Below are 16,910 nucleotides of genomic sequence, written 5' to 3'. Positions count from 1 at the left end.
CGCCATGAAACGCTGCCTGTGCATCCTGTTGTGCCTGCTACTGGCCGCCTGCGCCAGCAATCCGCGCCTGCAGGAGGTGCGCGCTCTCGCCGGCGACGCGCCCAAGCTGGCCGGATTCAACGACCTCAGCCAACGCTTCCGCGATACGTTCCAGCGCGAGCAGCCCTACCTCAGCGCCGCAGCCGTCCAGCGCGAAGAAGCGCTCGACCGCAAGCGTCACGATGCCTATCCCGATTTCGTCGCCCTGCACAGCGCCGCGACCACCTACCTGCGTGCCCTGGGCGCCCTGGCCGGCGGCGACACCTTCAATTACGGCGACCAGGTCCAGCAAATGTCGCACAGCATCAAGGCCTGGCCCGATACCGGCCTGAGCGACCGCCATGTTAACGCGTATGCCGGCCTGGTGCGCCTGCTGCTGCGCAGTGCCACCGCGCGCGAACAGGACCAGGCCGTGCAAGCCATGCTGCGCGAAGGGTACGAGCCGCTGCAAGGCACGCTCGACGCCATGCACACCCTGCTGCGCTACTTCAACAAAAACCACGACAACGAGCAGCGCATCGTGCTCGGCATGCTGGCAGTGGAAATTCCCTATGCCGACGCGCCGCGCGACCGCCTGCTGGCCGCCCTGGCCCGCGCGCACCAGCAGGAAAAGTTGAAGGAGTATCGCCTGCTCGGCCTGCGCCACACGCTGGCGGCGCAACACATCGATGCCATCCGCGAACGCCACGCCGCCCTGTACCGCGGCCTCGACCCGCTGCCGGCGACCGACGCCGCCGGCACCGCACCGTCCGCCATCCCGCCTGCCACCGCCCAAGGAGCCCAGCCATGAGCCTGACCGCCGCCCTGCCGCACGACCTGGAAACGCTGGCCGACAGCCTGTCTGCCAGCGCCGACGAACTGCACCAGCGCATCATGCGCGGCATCCGCCAGCAGCAACGGTTGGCGGGCAACAACGGCAAGGGCGCAGGCGCGCCGCTGACGCACGGCGCGGCCCAGGCCCTGTTCGAAAACGAAGTGGCGCTGCGCCAGCAGGCCAACAGCCTGTATGTCGATGCCGCCAGCCATTCGCTGGAAGGGATGGGCGTCACCCTGCCCGAACTGCTGCGCCTGGCCAGCGATGCACGTGAAACCATCCGCCGCATCGAGCGCGTCAAGGAACTGGCCGGCATCAGCGCCGACTTGCTGGCCGTGGCGGCAGCAATTGCCGCGGCCCGGCCCGAACACCTGGCCGCGCCGCTGGAGAGCCTGAAAAAACAGCTCGCCGCACGCCATGCACGCGAGAGTGCGTAATTAACGCAGCAGGCATACAATGGTCTTCCGAACAATGAATTCGTGGAGACCGCCATGGGCCTGTCGCCGGATCAGCTTGCATCATTGCAAGCCGCGCTGGAGCAACGCAAGCTAGCACTGTTGCAGCAGCTTGCCGGCCGCATGGACGGCGAGCTGGCGCGCATCCCGGCGGTGGAGGAAATCGAAACTTCGCCGGCAGACAGCGCCAGCAATCGCACCCTCAACCAGCTGGAACTGGAAGCCGACGAACACAAGCAGGCACAGCTCAGCAGTATCCGCCACGCCCTGGCCAAGATCGACGAAGGCAGCTACGGCTTGTGCGACAATTGCGGCAATGAGATCCCCTTCTCGCGCCTGAATGCGCGGCCCGAAGCGCCGCTGTGCATCGCATGCCAGACGCGGCTGGAGAAAGCGACGGCGGCCCTGCGCTGAGAAAACGCCATGGCCTACAAAACTATCCTGGTGCATGTCGATGAAGCGCCCCATAGTGCGGCGCGCATCCTGCTGGCCGGCGAACTGGCGCTGCAGGAAGGCGCCCACGTCATCGGCGTTGCCACCACCGGCATTTCGCGCTTCCTGTACCAGAACGAAACGGTGGACGACAACGATCCCAACCTGGCGCGCCACCTCGACATCCTGCGCGAGCGGGCCAGCCATGCGCTGGCCGACTTCGCGCCGCGCCTGCAGGCGCTGGGCGTGCAATCGTTTGAACAGCGCATCCTCGACGATGAACCGGCCGCCGGCCTGAGCCTGATGGCGCGCCATGCCGACCTGGTGATCGTCGGCCAGCTTGCCCCGAACGGGCGCGGTCCCGACGTGCCGGCCGAAGTGCTGGCCGGCAGCGGCAAGCCGGTGCTGGTGATGCCGTTTGCCGCCCGCACCTCGTCTGCCATTGCCGTTAGCAGCGACGGCGTGGCCAGCTCGGGCGGCCCGGCGCCGGCGCGCCACATCCTGGCCGGCTGGAATGGCAGCCGCGAAGCCGGGCGCGCGCTGCAGGATGCACTGCCCCTGCTGCGCCGCGCCGACAGCGTGACGGTGGCGATTGTCGATGCCGAGGCGCGTCCCGGCGTCTTCGGCGATCCGCCCGGCACCGACGTGCTGGCCTGGCTGGAGCGGCATGGCGTGATGGCGAAACTGGTGCTGGCCCAGAGCGAGCGCCTGGGCCTCCTGAAGCGCCCCGGCAACGTGGGCGAACAACTGCTGGCCCTGGCCGGCGAGCGCGATTGCGACTTACTGGTGATGGGGGCGTACGGCCATTCGCGCTTCCGCGAAACGCTGCTGGGCGGCGTCACGCGCAGCGTGCTCGACGCGATGACGCTGCCGCTGCTGATGTCGCATTGAGCGCGCCATCATCCCTCGGAGAGCCAGGCCTGGCTGCGAATCTTGGCGACCTGGCGCAGCGCCAGCCATTTCCAGATTTGCAGCGCATCTTCCTGCTTGCAGCTCATATGGCGCGGCGTGGCGAGGGCAATTTCGCAATCGCGGTCCGACCACTCCTCGTAGCGTACGGCGCCGTCCTGGCCGACTTCGACCTGGTACATCAGGCCGTCGTCATAGCCGAACTTCAGGGTGGCGCTGCCGGGAATGCCATCGGGGCCGTGGATCTTGCCGCCGTACACATCCGACAGTGCCGCCACCAGTTGGGCTTCGGTCGGCGCCGAAATATCGCGGCGGTCCGGCCGCGATAGGACTACCCATGCCTGTGTCATTGGCCCCCCCCTCAGAACAAAGCGATAGCTCTTGTGGCAGATGATGTACTGGACGGCACGCCGCGATCATGATCCACGTCTAGTTCGCTGCTTTTATTGTAGCAACTATCATACCGAAAATTACTTTTCGCACAGGGGGCGTTTGCATTCCGCAACAGGCCGCTCAAACAAATTGCGGGACTGACAAGGGATCAAAATCCTTCCAGTCGCCGTTCTCGATAATGCCTTGGGCACGCTCGATTTTTTCCGCGCCCTGCTGGCGCATCAGCTCGATCGCCCGCGCCTCCTGCTCGCCTTCTACCGCAACGGCAACCATCATGCCCGAGTGGCGCGGCGGCGGTCCCGACTCGTTTTTCTCTTTCATTTCGGAAAAGCTGTACAGCGAGCCCACGTGGGCGCCAACCAGGCCGCCCAGCACCGGCCCCAGCGGCCCGGTCAGGGGAATGGTGGCCGCCCCCGCTGCCGCGCCGATGGCCGCCCCGGTGACCTCGCCCTTGGCCACCGCTGCCGGCGTTTGCCGCGCGCCCGGCGACTCGGGGCGGTCGCCGCCAGTCGGAATCACATTGTGCTGCCCGGGCGGGTTGTTGAAGAAGGTCGATACGCTGCCGGCAGCGAAGCCGGCCGCCTTGAACGCTTCGCAAACCTCGAGCGCGGTTTCCTGCAACTGGAAATGCCCTGCAATGATGGTGGCCATGGTGTTTCCTCCCAAAAGCCCTAGCCTGCCCAAGCCTGGCCTTTATGACTGTTAGCTATCGCACGCGCACCTTTTCTATTTCCCGCCGTATAATCAGACCGTCCACACCAGATGCCACTTTGACATGAGCAGCTTCCACGTCGAAAGGTCTGTCGAGCGCGCCCTGTCCGAATTGCTGGACGGTCATCCCGTTGCGACCTTTGTCATCGATACCGATCACGTCATCACCCACTGGAACAAGGCCTGCGAACACTTGCTGGGTTGGGGCACGCATGAAATGGTGGGCACCCGCCAGCACTGGCAAGCTTTCTATGCCAAGCCGCGTCCCCTGCTGGCCGACCTGATCGTCGATAACATCGATCCGGCCACCGACCGCAATTTCCGCGACAAGTACAAGCCTTCTTCGCTGATCGACGGCGCCTACGAGGAAGAGGATTTCTTCCCCAACCTCGGCGCGGCCGGGCACTGGCTGCAATCGACGGCAGCGCCGCTGCGCGGGCATGACGGCAAGCTGGTCGGCGCAATCCAGAGCCTGCGCGACGTGACCGAGCGGCGCGTGGCCGAGAACGCCCTGCGCCGCGCGCACGACAACCTGGAGCAGACCGTGCGCCAGCGCACCGCCCAGCTGGCGGAAGATATCCGCCAGCGCCAGAACGCCGAAGAGGAACTGCGCCGGCGCAATATCGAGCTGACCGAGCTCAATGAAACCCTGAGCCGCACCCAGCAGCAGCTGGTGCAGTCCGACAAGCTGGCCTCGATCGGCCAGCTGGCTGCCGGGGTGGCGCACGAAATCAATAATCCGATCGGCTACATCTTTTCCAACTTCGGCACCCTGCAAAGCTACCTGGACAGCCTGTTCTCGATGCTCGATGCCTACCAGGCCGCCGAGGCGGCCATTGTCGATCCCGCCGTCGCGGCCCGGCTGCGCGCCATGCGCGACCAGGTCGAACTGGGCTTCCTGCGCACCGATATCCCGACCCTGATGCAGGAATCGAAGGAAGGCATCGTGCGCGTGCGCCACATCGTGCAAGACCTGAAGGACTTCTCGCGCGTCGACAGCCAGCAGGAATGGGTCTGGGCCGACCTGCGCCAGGGCATCGACTCCACCCTCAACATCGTCAGCAACGAAATCAAGTACAAGGCTGACGTGGTGCGCGAATATGGCGAGATCCCGGATATCGAATGCCTGCCGCTGCAAGTCAACCAGGTGGTGATGAACCTGCTGGTCAACGCCGCCCACGCCATCGGTTCGATGCGCGGCCGCATCGAGATCCGCACCGGCTGCGACGGCGATAACGTCTGGTTCAGCGTCTCCGACAACGGCGCCGGCATTGCGCGGGAGAACCTGGGCCGCATCTTCGACCCCTTCTTCACCACCAAGGCAGTCGGCAAAGGCACCGGCCTGGGCCTGTCCCTGTCCTACGGCATCGTGCAAAAGCACCAGGGCCGGATCGAGGTCGATTCGACCCTCGGCCAGGGCACCACGTTCCGCGTCACCCTCCCCAAGAAGCGTCCGCCCAACGAGCAGAAAGAAGCCACCCTATGATGACCATCCTGTGTGTCGACGACGAGCCGAACATCCTCTCTTCCCTGCGCCGCCTGTTCCGCGGCAAAGGCTACGAGGTGCTGACGGCCATCAGCGGCGCGCAAGGGCTGGAACTGCTGGCGCAGCAGCCGGTCGACCTGGTGATTTCCGACATGCGCATGCCGGAAATGGACGGCGCGCGCTTCCTGGCCCAGGTGCGCGAGCGCTGGCCCAATACCGTGCGCCTGCTGCTGACCGGTTATTCCGACGTGCAGTCGATCCAGGACGCCATCAATTGCGGCGAGATCTACCGCTACATCACCAAGCCCTGGGACGACAACGACATCCTGCTGATCGTGCGCCACGCGCTGGAGCGCCACCAGCTCGAGCTGGAAAAGCAGCGCCTGGAAGCGCTGACCCTGAAGCAGAACGAGGAACTGAAGTCGCTCAATGCCGGCCTCGAACAAAAGGTCGAAGAGCGCACGCGCCAGCTCAAGGCCAATTTCCTGACCACCATCAAGATCCTGTCCAGCATTGCCGAAGCGCGCAGCACCGGACAGACCGGCCAGACACGGCAGGTAGCCGACCTGGCGCGCAAGATGGCGACCCAGCTCAAGCTCGACATGAACGAGGTGCAGGACATCTTCATTGCCGCCTTGCTGCACGACCTTGGCCGCATCGGCTTTTCCGACGAGATGCTGCGCACCCCGATGACCATGCTGCAGGGCGCCGACCTGGCGCTGTTCCGCAAGCACCCGGTGTCGGGCGCGCAGTTGCTGATGCCGCTGACCGACATGGCCGGCGTCGCCGCCATCGTGCGCCACCAAATGGAGCGCTTCGACGGCCAGGGGTACCCGGACCGGCTGGCAGGCTTTGCGATCCCGATCGGCTCACGCATCCTGACCCTGGCGATCGATTACTATAACCTGCAGCAAGGCGCCCTGGTGCAGCGCCACCTGAAACCGGAGGAAGCCAAGTCACTGGTGATGGATGGCAGCGGCAAACGCTATGACCCGCAAGTGGTGCAAGCCTTCCGCCAGGTGGTCGACGGCGGCGTGCGCGGCGTGGCGGAGAGCACCGACGTCGAACTGCTGTCCGGCGAACTGGTGCCCGGCATGGTGCTGTCGCGCGACGTGGTCAGCCGCGATGGCCTGATGCTGCTGGCCTCCGACCACGTGCTCAACGAGCGCATGATCCAGCAATTGCAGGACTTCGAGAAAAAGAGCGGCCACCGCCTGCCTATCTGGGTTCAGCGGGGTGCAGCGGGAGGACCACGGTAAAGGCCGAGCCTTTGCCGGGCTCGGAGATCACGTTGATGCGGCCGCCGTGCTTGTTGACGGCGCCGTAAGCCAGGTAGAGCCCCAGCCCGGTGCCGCTGCCCACCGGCTTGGTGGTGAAGAAGGGATCGAAAATACGGCCCAGGTTCTCGGGCGCGATGCCTATGCCATTGTCCTGGATGCGCACATGCACGGCTTCGCGGTCGGCGCTGGTGACGATGCGGATGATGCCCTGGCCGGGAATGGCCTGGATCGCATTCAGCACGATGTTGCGAAATACCTGGTTCAACTGGCCCGGCAAGCCGCGCACCAGCGGCAGCTTGCCGTAATGCCGCTCCACCTTGGCCTTGCTGCGCAGCTCATTTTCCAGCGCATCGAGCGTGCTCTCGAGGCCCTGGTGCAGATCCGTTTGCTGCCATTGACTGTCGCCGGCTTCCGAGAAGTCTTTCAGCGCCTGCACGATGTCGCGCACGCGGCGCAGGCCATCCATCGACTCGCGCAGCAAGGCTTCCGTATCCTCCTTCATGAACTCGAAGTCGGCCTTGCTGCGCTGCTCCGCCGTGGTGCTGTGCTCGACCAGTTCGAACAGGGTGTCGGCATAGCTTTTCAGGGTGCTGATATTGGAGGTGACAAAACCGACCGGGTTGTTGATTTCGTGCGCCACGCCCGCCGCCAGCTGGCCGATCGAGGCCATGTTCTGCGCCTGCAACAGGGACTCTTCCATTTGCTTGCGGTCGGTAATGTCGGTCAGCGAGCCGATCACTTCCAGCGGCGCGCCCTGCTCGTCGCGGATCAGGCGCAACTGGTCGTGCATCCACAAGTAGCGACCATCGGCCGTGCGGAAACGGTATTCGTAGGCCTTCTCGCCTTCGGTGAAGATCTGCGCCAGGCTGGAGAAGATATGCGGCGCGTCGTCGGGGTGGATATGGTCGAACCAGAAATTAGGGTCGGCCACCATGTCTGCCGGCTGGTAGCCCAGCACATTCAGCGCGTTGGCGCTGACGAACGTCATCTTGAAGTCGCCGCTGGGCACCGTGCTGTAGATAATGGCCGGGGTATTGTCGACCAGGTATTTCAGGCGCTGCAGCGGATCGGCCGGTTCGCTGGCGCGGGCCGGCGCTTCGCTGGTGATGAAATCGAAGTCTTCGAATTCCATGGGCGCCTTGGGGTCTCCTTACCAGTCGGCCCAGGCGAACGACCGCACAGGCATTGGCATCGACAGAAAGGCCGGTGCGGGCGCGGGCGGCGGCGGCGCCGCTAACCAGTCGCGCGGATCGACCCGGTAATACTTTTGCAGTTCGCCGTACAAGGCGACATGGCGTTCGGCCAATTGCCATGGCCGCGTGAAGAAGGTTTCCGTGGCCACGGCAAAGAACTCGGCCGGGCTGCTCGCCCCGTAATGGTCCAGCACGCTATCCTGCCGGCCCAGCCAGGCTTCATGGCGCAAATTGGCATAATCGCGCGACAGCACTTGCGACCAACTGCGGTAGCTGTCCGGGCTGCCGAGGTAGGGGGCGCCGTTGTTGCTGCCCGACTCACTGTCGAGCTGGTGGGCAAATTCATGCAGCACCACGTTGTTTCCGCCCTGCCAATCCCGCGTCCCGCGTTCGACATCGTCCCACGATAGGACGATGCGGCCGTCGCTCCACGATTCGCCCAGCATCTGCCGCCGCGCAGGCGTGATCACGCCGCCCGCCCCTATTTCTTCGCGGTTGGCGACAAAGGCGCCGGGATAGACAAGGATGGTGTGCAAGGCGCGGTAAACCCTGCTTGGCTTGTTCAGCAACAGCAGGCAAGCCTGGGCGGCAATGGTGATGCGCATCACATCGCTGACCGCGAGCCCGGCGCATCCGACGAATTTTTTCTGGTGCAGGAATTGCACCACCATGCGCTGCAACTGGCGCTGCAAATCCGGCGTCAGCTGGCGATAAAAGGGGATGCTGCGCTCGAGCGTCGCCTGCTCGGCCGCTGCCAGCGGCCGGGCCAGCGCCCGGCGCAAGCTCCAGCGCGGATATACGATCGGCGCCGCGATGCCCAGCGCCGTCAAGATAAGGAAAACCCAAGCGTCCATGATGCCGTCCATAACAGAACTCGTTCCGCCACAGATGGGGCTGGTCAATGGCATTTCAACATGCCATTAATGGAAGCTTATCACTGTTCCGGCTTAAGGCATGGCCTTCTGCATGGAGCCTGGGGCGCCAAACAGCGCAGCCACCAGGGGGTCGCGCTGGACCGGGCCGCGGTTGACGCGGATGGCATAATGGGTGTCATCTGCCAGGATATGGAAGTGACGGCCATTGCCGGCCATGTTCTGTTCGCGCAGGCTGGGGCGCTCCTTGCGCGGCGGCGCGCCTTCGCGCTTTGGCTGGGCGATCGCGGCCAGGAAGGCTTGCACGCGTTCGGCATCCGGGGTCAGCTGGTAAACCGCCTTGCCCAGATAAGTCGCCGTGCCTTCAATATAGCGGGCCAGTTCGATCACGCCGGCTTCGCGCAAGTCGCGAATATATTTGCGGGCGCCGGACGGCGAAAATTTCAGGAACCAGGCGATTTCGTCAGCCAGCATTTCGTGGTTTTGTAATTCCGCCACCAGTTTCTGCATATTTTCGATGCGGCGCAGGGTCGCCGAGGTGGAGCGGACGCGCTCGATCGGGGCCAGCGACAGGGCTTTGCGCTCCGTCACGGGACCGGGACGCTCGACAAGCGCCAGGCGTGGACGGGACGGCACAGCCGGCAACGGTGCCGGCAGCTCTGCGGTAGCTTCGATTTCGAGGCCATGGGACGATTCTCTGATTGCGTGCATTTGAACACTCCTTGTAGATGCCAGGGTGGATTCGCAGGCTCCAGAGTGCCCTGCCTGCGACTCATCGGTCTGTGCGGCAACGAACATACAATCGAACAAACATTGGTTATTTGCCAATCTCTGCTGCTGCAGGACTTGGACCGCGATTTCCTGTGTGTGTTCCCGAACAGAGGCGCAACCCGACAGCGGCCTATGCTGGAGCCGGCATCAACCAACCAGAGAGGAATGACCATGAAATATCCAGTCCTGCTCGCAGCCCTGGCCCTGGTGGGCCTGACCGCCTGCGAAAAGACCGTCACCAATAATCCGCCGCCCACGGTGGAACCGGCGCCGCCGCCAGCGGTCGTGCCGGGTCCGCCGGGGCCGGAAGGCCCGAAAGGCGAACCTGGCACCCCTGGTCCGCAAGGCGAGCCCGGCAAGGCCGGCGACACCGTCATCGTGCAGCCGCAATCCCCGCCGCCTGAGCCCGAAAAGAAATAGTCAGTCTGTCAACCGACCGCCACCTATCCCCGTTTAGGTGGCGGCCTGACGAAATTTCAATAGTGAATTATGGTATATGTTGTATAAATGCCACGTGATTGCTATACTTCAAGCCAAATGTGCGCCAACGCACGGATACTGACGGTTAACGCCGCCTAAACTGAACCCACAGCAATGCATCACCGCTGGGAAAGGGAGTCGCGCAACTTTTTTTTTGCGACTTTGCTACTCAAACAACGGGAGTTTTCTAGTGAATAAGATTAAGAATATCGCCATCGCCGCTGCGATGTTGTCGGCTTCGTTCGCCGCTTCGGCGCAGGACACCCTGCTCAACCAAAACTGGTACGTCGGCGCTGGCGCTGGCGCGTTCCGCCCTGACGGCGACTGGGGCATCGACAAATACGATGGTGCCTACGGCCTGAAACTGGGTAAAGCCCTGAATGAACAGTGGGACCTGCAATTCAACGCCACCCACGCTGCCACCAAGAAGTTCGGCTCCCGCTACGGCCAGAAGACCCTGGGCGTTGACGGCCTGTACATGCTGACCCGTAAGACGGTACGTCCATTCCTGCTGGTTGGTGCCGGCATGGAACGCGATGTCTTCACCGCGGCGAACAGCCTGGCTGAGCCAAAGCGCAACTCCCCATTCATCTCCGTTGGCGTAGGTCTGCAGTCGAACATCACCGACCGCCTGTTCCTGCAAGCTGACCTGCGCAATGTGCACGGCTTCATCCGCGGCAACGAGTTCGACAACTCGAAATCGAACAACAAATACCTGATGTTCTCGCTGAACTACCTGCTGGGCCCAGCGCCGCAGCCAGCGCCAGCTCCCGCCCCAGCTCCAGTCGTGGCGCCTGAGCCAACCCCGGCGCCAGTCGTGGCGCCAGTGGCACCGCCGCCACCAGCACCGAAGTTCGAAAAAGTCACCATGTCCGCGAATGAACTGTTCGCCTTCGACAGCGCCAACCTGGCGCCGGAACAGCCTAAGCTGGACGACATGGCCAAGCTGCTGAGCGAAGACAAGTCGGTCAACAACGTGGTCATCACCGGCCATACCGACCGTCTGGGTTCCGACAAGTACAACCAGAAGCTGTCCGAGCGTCGTGCTGAAGCTGTCAAGACCTACCTGGTAAGCAAGGGTGTCGAGGCTTCCCGCCTGACCGCGCAAGGCAAGGGCAAGTCCCAGCCAGTGGTACAGTGCAACGACAAGAAGATGAAGCGCGCTGACCTGATCAAGTGCCTGGAGCCAAACCGTCGCGTTGAAATCGACAACGTGACCGCGGAACGCCGCGTGAAGTAATCACTGCCAAGGCAGTATGGAAGGGGCCTTCGGGCCCCTTTTTTTGTGCCCCGGCGCACCGTCAACCTGGCCGCGCCGGGCGTACACTCGGCGCATGGGCTGGAGACGCTTTCCCCACATCGCCAAAAAGCTGCCTGCCGTTGGCTGGTGCGCCATCACCGAATGGCTCGAGCACCGCGCCAGCAGCAAGGGGGCCGCGCTCGCCTTCTACACCCTGTTTTCGCTGGCGCCGATCCTGGTGCTGGTGATCGCGATAGCCGGCCTGTTCTACGGCAAGGAGGCGGCCCAGGGGGAACTGTTCTTCCAGCTGCGCGGCCTGGTTGGCAGCCAGGGCGCGGAAGCGATCCAGCTGATCCTCTCTGGCGCCGCCAATGAAACACAAGGCATGATCGCCACCATCGTCGCCGGCGCCTTGCTGCTGTTTGGCGCCACCAGCGTGTTCACCGAACTGAAAGGCAGCCTCGACGAAATCTGGCAATTGCCACCTGCGCAAGGCGGCGGCATCTGGGATACCATACGCACGCGCCTGCTGTCCTTCGGCATGGTGCTGGTACTTGGCTTCCTGCTGCTGGTTTCGCTGGTGGTCAGCGCCGCCCTCGCCTTCGTCGAGAAGAAAATGGGGGCTTACTGGCAGGACGCCGCATTGCTGCTGACCATCCTCAACCACGTCATCAGTTTCTTCGTAATTTCCGCCCTGTTTGCCGTGATCTACAAGATGCTGCCGCGCGTCAGGCTGACATGGCGCGACGTCGTGATTGGCGCCTTCGGCACCGCGGCCCTGTTCACGCTAGGCAAATACGGCATCGGCGTCTACATCGGCAACAGCGGCGTGACCGACAGCTTTGGCGCCGCCGGCTCCCTGATCGCGGTCCTGCTCTGGGTCTATTACTCGGCCCAGGTATTTTTCCTCGGCGCCGAATTCGCGCGCCAATATGCGCTCCAGCTTGGCAGCCTGCGCCACCGGTACAGCAGCCCCTGATTTGATACGCTCAGATAGCGACAGCCCGTCTACTCGCCCAGCAGCTCGGCAACCACTTCCATGCCCTCGACCTTCTCGGCCACGACCTTGACGATCACCACCACTGGCACGCCGAGCAGCAAGCCCCACACGCCCCACAGCCAGCCCCAGAACAGCAAGCTGACAAACACCGCGGCGGCATTCATGCGCGCGATGCGCCCGGTCATCCAGGTGGCAATGACGGTGCCGACCAAGGTCGCGATGGCAATCGAGGCCATCGCCACCAGCGCCACCATTTGCAGCGACTCGGATTGCAGGTAAGAGGCAAGGCTGAGCGCGCAGACGATCAACAGCGGGCCGAAGTACGGCATCAGGTGCAGCAGCCCCGCCACGATGGCCCAGGCGCCGGCATTCTCGAGGCCGATAAAATGCAGGGCCAGCCACATCAGCAGCGCCAGCAGCACATTGGTCACCAGCAGCATGAACATATAGCCCTGGATCGAAATATTAATCTCGTCGAGGATTTGCACCGTGACCTTCTTGCGCGTCAGCGAAGGCCCGGCCAGCTTGACCAGCTTGCGCTTGAACGTGTCGCCGGAGAGCAGCAGGAAGAACACCAGGAACACCACCATGGCTGCCTGGCTGACGAAGGCCAGCAGGCCGCGCGAGCCGGCCCAGACCCAGTCGATCACCTTGATGTGCCCGCCCTCCTGCGTCACCACGGCCACCGCTTTGCGCGGCGGCGTGGCAGGCTTGCCGGAGGTTGCCTGTTCGATCTGGGTGGCGACATCCTGGATGCGCTTGAGCGTGCTGTCCTTGCCGCTGGTCGTCGAGGCGACCAGGCGCGACAGCTTGCGTCCCGCCTCGGGCAGTTCTTCGATGATGTTGGAAAATTCGACGTGCACTTTCTCCGCCGTCACCGCCGCGCCGACCAGGATGGCGCAAGTGACAAGCGTGGTGCCAAGCGCACGCCGTACACGCACGCGTTCCAGCCAGGCCACCAGCGGGTTGAGCGTGTAGGCCAGCAGGATGCCGAGCAGCAGGGGCACGAGGAAGCCCCGGCCCCACTGCAAGGCGTACAGAAAGGCGACGGTGGCAAGGATGGTCTGCGCCAGGCGCATGAGCCATGCCACCCGCGTTTATTTGACGCGGATGTCGTTCTTGACTTCTTTGACACCTTTCACGCCGCGTGCGAGTTCTCCGGCGCGGGTGATGTCGGCAGGCTGGGCCACGAAGCCGCTCAGTTGCACGGTGCCTTTGAAGGTTTCGACATTGATTTCAGTCGCCTTCAGCGATGGCTCGTTGAAGATGCTGGCCTTGACCTTGGTGGTCAGGGCGGCGTCGTCGACATATTCGCCGACGCTTTCCTGGGTGGGGGTCGAGGCGCAGCCAGCCAGGCCGAGGGTGGAGGCAATGAACACGGCAGTAGCGAATTTCTGGGTGAATTTCATGACGCTTCTCCTATGTGAGGTGGGTGTTCCGGGCACTAGTGTCCAGCTAACAAGCCCCTTTTTCTGTTCGCTGGCGAACATTGTGCGGAATCGCACAGACGAGCGCGGGCGGGCGGCCATAAGCTGCGCCTAATCCCACCCACAGGAGGAGACGTTATGAAACCGACTGTATCCCTTGCAGCGATGATGGTGGCGGTGGCCGCTTTGTCGGCCGGCTGCGCCAGCAACTCATCCTATCCCCAGGCAACCGATTATTCCTCGCAGGCCGACGTCTCGACGTATGGCACGGTCGATTCGATCCGCGTGGTGCGCGTTGACCCGGCCACCAGCGGAGCAGGCGCCGTCGCCGGCGGCTTGCTGGGCGCCCTGGCCGGCAGCCAGATCGGCTCCGGTTCCGGCCGTACCGCAGCAACTGCTGCCGGCGCGATTGGCGGCGCCGTGATCGGCAACCGTGTCGAAGAGAACCGTAACATGCCGCGCGATGTTTACCAGATCAGCGTGCGCCTGGATAACGGCGACTACCGTACCGTCAACCAGGACAGCGCCTACGACCTGCGGGTCGGCACGCGCGTGCGCGTGGTCGATGGCCGGGTGTATCGTTACTAACCGGAGGCTGCCATGGCTACCATCCTGCTGATTGTACTGGTCCTGCTCGTCATTGGCGCACTGCCAACCTGGCCCCATAGCCGCAACTGGGGTTATGCCCCAAGCGGCATTGCCGGCCTGATTGTCGTCGTCTTGCTCATCCTGCTGCTGACTGGCAGGCTGTAGCGAAGGAGCCCATCATGAAGATGCTGATTGGCGCTGCCATGCTGGCCCTGTGCGGGTTGGCAGCCGCCCAGGTCACGCCGCCGGAAGTCGCACGGCAGCAACAGCAAGAACTCCAGCGCGGCGACCCGCCGCGCTGGACCAGGCCGGACCGCACCGAAGCGGCCCAGCTTGCCACGCTGCGTAAGGAAATCAACGCAGCCCTGCGCGAAGCCCTGGCAGCCTGCAAGCAGCAAGGCGCCGGCGCGAACAGCGACTGCGTGAAAGAAGCGCGCAGCATTGCCCAGTCGGACCTGGCCAACGCGCGCCAGATCCGCCTGGCCACGCGCGACATGTCGCGTACCTTTGAAACCAGTGGCAAATAAGCAAGCGCACAACCGCCAGTTATGGCTGCATCATAAAAAGTCATCCTGGCCTGGCGCCAGGTCGGGTATGATGCGAGCATGCCACATGCATACCAATTACAAAGAGAGCAACACCGGGCTACAACCGTCCAGCGCTTGGGCATTGGCAATGAGCTCTACGACCGCTACACGGAGCTGAGCGCCCCGCACGTGACTGCGGTGCACGTGCGCAAGGGCACCATGCTGCAGGAGGCCGGCACGCGCGCCACCCATTACTACTGGATTTCCAGCGGGGTGGCGCGGCGCGGCCATATCTCGGTGGCTGGCGAAGACCTGACCCTGGGCTTCATCACCGAAGGTGAAAACACCGGTTCGCACAGCGATATGATGGGCGGCCTGCAAGGCGAGCCCGCGCGCGAATTCTTCGTCGCCGAGACCGCCGTTCAGGCCTGGCGCATCGACTGGATGGCCATGCAGCGCCACAAGGCCGAGCATGGCTTTGTGAATGAGTACTACCTGAAGATCATCGAATGCAGCATCCGCCGTTATGCGGCCAACCTGCAGATCCGCAGCCACAATACGGCGGAAGCGCGGCTGGAAGCGTTCCGCAGCCAGTTCCCCGGCCTGGAACAACGCATTACCCAGCGCGCGCTGGCCTCCTACCTCGGCATTACGACGCAGTACATGTCGCGCCTGCGCAAGACACCCTAGACTTCATCGCCAGACTTGCGCCGGATCAGCCACATCACGCCAGCCGCGACCAGAGCGCCCAACGCCAACGCCGGCTTGGCCAGGCGCCGCCGGCGGCTGAGCCAGGTGCCGGCCGTCATCAGCAGCGGCAGCACGGTCGCGAAATCGATGCCCGACAGCCCGCCGCCGGGCCGGATGAAATTGCCGAGCCGCGCCTGCAGCGCCCCGATGGCCTGGTCCACTGCCCCGTGCAACAACGCTTGCGGTTGCAGGGCGTTGACCACTTCATGCTTGGCGCGCAGCGTGCCGAGGCGGTACAACTCCCCTTCCCGCACCAGCCTTTCCTTGGCGACGGCCAGCGCAGCCAGTTCCTGTTTTGACGCCATGGTCTCCCTTTCAAAGCAGCATGTCGCGGTCGGACTTGAGTTCCGCCATCGTTGCCGACAAGCCCAGTTTGCCTTGCCGCACCAGGCTGCGTCCCCACAGCAACAGGCCAATTGCCAACACCGCAAAGGCAATTGCCAGCACCAGCAGGATTTTCCAGCCCATCGCTTCCCAACACAGGTAGATCAGGGTGGCCGTGCCGAACGCGATGGCGAACCAGGCAGCCAGCAGGGCCACGGCAAACACGATGGACAGTTGCAGCAAGGTGTCGCGCACCTCGGTCAGCTCAAGGGCTGCCAGTTCCAAGCGCGACAGTAAAAGATGCAGGCTGTTTTTGGCAAGCCCGGCCAGTGAGGCGATCAGGCCGGGCGGTGGTGGTACCTGGTTCTCGGCGGACATCGCTTATTTGCGGCCGAGGATAACGCCTACCAGCAGGCCGACGCCGGCTGCCACGGCGATCGAACGCCAGGGGTTTTCCTTGACGTAGGCATCGGTCGTCGCAGCGGCCTGCTTGGCGCCGGCAATCGCGCTGGCCTGGGCTTCGTGGGCCTTGGCCAGTGCGCTATCGAGCGCTTTCATGCCGCGGCCACGCAATTCATCCGCTTTTTCGCCAGTCAGCGCGGTGGCGGCCGTGAACAGGGCTTGCGCATCCTTGACCAGCGTTTTGACATCGTTATTGACGGTACTGATGTTCTGTTCCAGCATGATAGGACTCCTCTTTCGTAAGTGAGTTACGCCAATAGGTCTCGCATATCGTCGGCGTGTTCTTCCTCCACCGCCATGATTTGCGTCAAGAGTTGCTTGGTGGTCGGGTCGCTGTCGCCTATCAGTTCGATCATCTGGCGATAGCTCTCGATGGCCACCCGTTCTGCGATCAGGTTGGCCCGCACCATCGCTTGCACCTCCCTTGAGTCATCATACTCGGCATGGCTCCGTTCGAGCAACGTTGCTGGATTAAAATCGGGTTCGCCATTGAGCTGGACGATGCGCTCGGCCAGCCAGTCGGCATGTTGCTGCTCCTGCGTCGCGTGCTCCAGGAACTCGGCCTTGATCGAGGCGTTCGACAGGCCGGTCACCATGTAGTAGTGGCGCTTGTAGCGGTTGATGCAGACCAGTTCGGTGGCCAGCGCTTCGTTCAGCATTTGCAGCACCATCGCACGGTTGCCCTTGTAGCCTTCGGTCACCGGACCGTCGGCCATGTTGCGGGCTGCCGCGCGGATCGCATTTTTATCGATCATGG

The 16,910-nt window shown here is 63.5% G+C and carries 24 protein-coding genes; 13 read left to right on the top strand and 11 right to left on the bottom strand.

Annotation, left to right across the window (positions count from 1 at the left end; translation table 11 throughout):
• Window positions 1-4: 4 nt before the first annotated feature.
• From ACN9MZ_RS11640 to ACN9MZ_RS11625, 4 genes are read left to right on the top strand one after another with little or no spacing between them, the layout of a single operon-like run.
• The gene (locus ACN9MZ_RS11640; RefSeq protein WP_426342284.1) at window positions 5-829 is read left to right on the top strand and encodes a hypothetical protein; all 825 of its coding nucleotides are present in this window, start codon (window positions 5-7) and stop codon (window positions 827-829) included.
• Window positions 826-1,290, top strand: coding sequence for a hypothetical protein (locus ACN9MZ_RS11635; RefSeq protein WP_426342283.1), 465 nt, complete (start codon window positions 826-828; stop codon window positions 1,288-1,290). Before ACN9MZ_RS11640 ends, ACN9MZ_RS11635 begins: the two co-directional genes overlap by 4 nt.
• Window positions 1,291-1,344: 54 nt before the next feature.
• On the top strand, window positions 1,345-1,722 hold the full coding sequence (locus tag ACN9MZ_RS11630; RefSeq protein ID WP_426342282.1) for a TraR/DksA family transcriptional regulator: 378 nt from the start codon (window positions 1,345-1,347) through the stop codon (window positions 1,720-1,722).
• 9 nt (window positions 1,723-1,731) lie between these two features.
• Window positions 1,732-2,631 (top strand): universal stress protein, encoded by a 900-nt coding sequence (locus tag ACN9MZ_RS11625; protein ID WP_426342281.1) that lies wholly within the window; start codon window positions 1,732-1,734, stop codon window positions 2,629-2,631.
• A gap of 8 nt (window positions 2,632-2,639) precedes the next feature.
• On the opposite strand, the gene ACN9MZ_RS11620 is transcribed toward ACN9MZ_RS11625, so the two are convergent.
• Together ACN9MZ_RS11620 and ACN9MZ_RS11615 are read right to left on the bottom strand one after the other, a co-directional pair.
• Window positions 2,640-2,999 carry a hypothetical protein gene (locus ACN9MZ_RS11620; protein WP_426171020.1) on the bottom strand — a complete coding sequence of 120 codons (360 nt, stop codon included), beginning with the start codon at window positions 2,997-2,999 and terminating at the stop codon, window positions 2,640-2,642.
• A 163-nt stretch (window positions 3,000-3,162) separates the two neighbouring features.
• Window positions 3,163-3,693: a hypothetical protein gene (locus ACN9MZ_RS11615; RefSeq protein ID WP_426342280.1), complete on the bottom strand. Its 531-nt coding sequence runs from the start codon at window positions 3,691-3,693 to the stop codon at window positions 3,163-3,165.
• A gap of 124 nt (window positions 3,694-3,817) precedes the next feature.
• Between ACN9MZ_RS11615 and ACN9MZ_RS11610 the strand changes: the two genes are divergently transcribed.
• The gene (locus ACN9MZ_RS11610; protein ID WP_426342279.1) at window positions 3,818-5,239 is read left to right on the top strand and encodes an ATP-binding protein; all 1,422 of its coding nucleotides are present in this window, start codon (window positions 3,818-3,820) and stop codon (window positions 5,237-5,239) included.
• Entirely contained in the window at window positions 5,236-6,498 is a 1,263-nt protein-coding gene (locus tag ACN9MZ_RS11605) for an HD domain-containing phosphohydrolase (protein WP_426342278.1), read from the top strand. The genes ACN9MZ_RS11610 and ACN9MZ_RS11605 overlap by 4 nt, the downstream gene beginning before the upstream one ends.
• Here the strand turns inward: ACN9MZ_RS11605 and ACN9MZ_RS11600 are convergent.
• The 3 genes from ACN9MZ_RS11600 to ACN9MZ_RS11590 all read right to left on the bottom strand — a co-directional run bounded on the left by ACN9MZ_RS11600 (window position 6,458) and on the right by ACN9MZ_RS11590 (window position 9,295).
• Window positions 6,458-7,651: an ATP-binding protein gene (locus ACN9MZ_RS11600; protein ID WP_426342277.1), complete on the bottom strand. Its 1,194-nt coding sequence runs from the start codon at window positions 7,649-7,651 to the stop codon at window positions 6,458-6,460. The genes ACN9MZ_RS11605 and ACN9MZ_RS11600 overlap by 41 nt on opposite strands.
• 18 nt (window positions 7,652-7,669) lie before the next feature.
• On the bottom strand, window positions 7,670-8,566 hold the full coding sequence (locus tag ACN9MZ_RS11595) for a zinc-dependent peptidase (RefSeq protein WP_426342276.1): 897 nt from the start codon (window positions 8,564-8,566) through the stop codon (window positions 7,670-7,672).
• Between the two features lie 93 nt (window positions 8,567-8,659).
• Entirely contained in the window at window positions 8,660-9,295 is a 636-nt protein-coding gene (locus ACN9MZ_RS11590) for a winged helix-turn-helix domain-containing protein (protein WP_426342275.1), read from the bottom strand.
• Between the two features lie 231 nt (window positions 9,296-9,526).
• Here ACN9MZ_RS11590 and ACN9MZ_RS11585 point away from each other — a divergent pair, with 231 nt between their 5' ends.
• The 3 genes from ACN9MZ_RS11585 (at window position 9,527) to ACN9MZ_RS11575 (ending at window position 12,054) form a co-directional block, all read left to right on the top strand.
• The gene (locus ACN9MZ_RS11585; protein WP_426342274.1) at window positions 9,527-9,775 is read left to right on the top strand and encodes a hypothetical protein; all 249 of its coding nucleotides are present in this window, start codon (window positions 9,527-9,529) and stop codon (window positions 9,773-9,775) included.
• A 250-nt stretch (window positions 9,776-10,025) separates the two neighbouring features.
• Window positions 10,026-11,075 carry an OmpA family protein gene (locus tag ACN9MZ_RS11580; protein ID WP_426342273.1) on the top strand — a complete coding sequence of 350 codons (1,050 nt, stop codon included), beginning with the start codon at window positions 10,026-10,028 and terminating at the stop codon, window positions 11,073-11,075.
• Between the two features lie 94 nt (window positions 11,076-11,169).
• Window positions 11,170-12,054, top strand: a complete 885-nt coding sequence (locus tag ACN9MZ_RS11575; protein ID WP_426342272.1) for a YihY/virulence factor BrkB family protein — start codon at window positions 11,170-11,172, stop codon at window positions 12,052-12,054.
• A gap of 29 nt (window positions 12,055-12,083) precedes the next feature.
• On the opposite strand, the gene ACN9MZ_RS11570 is transcribed toward ACN9MZ_RS11575, so the two are convergent.
• Window positions 12,084-13,154, bottom strand: a complete 1,071-nt coding sequence (locus ACN9MZ_RS11570) for an AI-2E family transporter (RefSeq protein WP_426342891.1) — start codon at window positions 13,152-13,154, stop codon at window positions 12,084-12,086.
• Between the two features lie 18 nt (window positions 13,155-13,172).
• A complete protein-coding gene (locus tag ACN9MZ_RS11565; RefSeq protein ID WP_426342271.1) occupies window positions 13,173-13,484 on the bottom strand; it encodes a BON domain-containing protein in 312 nt (103 codons plus the stop codon).
• Between the two features lie 156 nt (window positions 13,485-13,640).
• On the opposite strand from ACN9MZ_RS11565, the gene ACN9MZ_RS11560 reads away from it, so the two are divergent.
• From ACN9MZ_RS11560 to ACN9MZ_RS11545, 4 genes are all read left to right on the top strand, one after another.
• Window positions 13,641-14,090 (top strand): glycine zipper 2TM domain-containing protein, encoded by a 450-nt coding sequence (locus tag ACN9MZ_RS11560; RefSeq protein WP_426342270.1) that lies wholly within the window; start codon window positions 13,641-13,643, stop codon window positions 14,088-14,090.
• A gap of 12 nt (window positions 14,091-14,102) precedes the next feature.
• Window positions 14,103-14,255: a DUF3309 domain-containing protein gene (locus tag ACN9MZ_RS11555; protein ID WP_130313311.1), complete on the top strand. Its 153-nt coding sequence runs from the start codon at window positions 14,103-14,105 to the stop codon at window positions 14,253-14,255.
• A 14-nt stretch (window positions 14,256-14,269) separates the two neighbouring features.
• Entirely contained in the window at window positions 14,270-14,617 is a 348-nt protein-coding gene (locus ACN9MZ_RS11550) for a hypothetical protein (RefSeq protein WP_426342269.1), read from the top strand.
• Window positions 14,618-14,695: 78 nt separating this feature from the next.
• Window positions 14,696-15,307 (top strand): Crp/Fnr family transcriptional regulator, encoded by a 612-nt coding sequence (locus ACN9MZ_RS11545; RefSeq protein ID WP_426342268.1) that lies wholly within the window; start codon window positions 14,696-14,698, stop codon window positions 15,305-15,307.
• Here the strand turns inward: ACN9MZ_RS11545 and ACN9MZ_RS11540 are convergent.
• The 4 genes from ACN9MZ_RS11540 to ACN9MZ_RS11525 are packed head-to-tail and all read right to left on the bottom strand — an operon-like array spanning window position 15,304 to window position 16,908.
• Window positions 15,304-15,672 carry a hypothetical protein gene (locus ACN9MZ_RS11540; RefSeq protein WP_426342267.1) on the bottom strand — a complete coding sequence of 123 codons (369 nt, stop codon included), beginning with the start codon at window positions 15,670-15,672 and terminating at the stop codon, window positions 15,304-15,306. The genes ACN9MZ_RS11545 and ACN9MZ_RS11540 overlap by 4 nt on opposite strands.
• Before the next feature lie 10 nt (window positions 15,673-15,682).
• Window positions 15,683-16,069, bottom strand: coding sequence for a phage holin family protein (locus ACN9MZ_RS11535; RefSeq protein ID WP_426342266.1), 387 nt, complete (start codon window positions 16,067-16,069; stop codon window positions 15,683-15,685).
• Window positions 16,070-16,072: 3 nt separating this feature from the next.
• Entirely contained in the window at window positions 16,073-16,375 is a 303-nt protein-coding gene (locus tag ACN9MZ_RS11530) for a DUF883 family protein (RefSeq protein WP_426342265.1), read from the bottom strand.
• A 26-nt stretch (window positions 16,376-16,401) separates the two neighbouring features.
• On the bottom strand, window positions 16,402-16,908 hold the full coding sequence (locus ACN9MZ_RS11525) for a ferritin-like domain-containing protein (protein WP_426342264.1): 507 nt from the start codon (window positions 16,906-16,908) through the stop codon (window positions 16,402-16,404).
• Window positions 16,909-16,910: the final 2 nt, after the last annotated feature.

The organism is Pseudoduganella sp. S-14 (assembly GCF_049913285.1).
Taxonomy (GTDB): Bacteria; Pseudomonadota; Gammaproteobacteria; order Burkholderiales; family Burkholderiaceae_D; genus Rugamonas.
The sequence above is the reverse complement of the archived record's forward strand: the minus strand, read 5'-3'. Positions and strand labels throughout refer to the sequence as shown.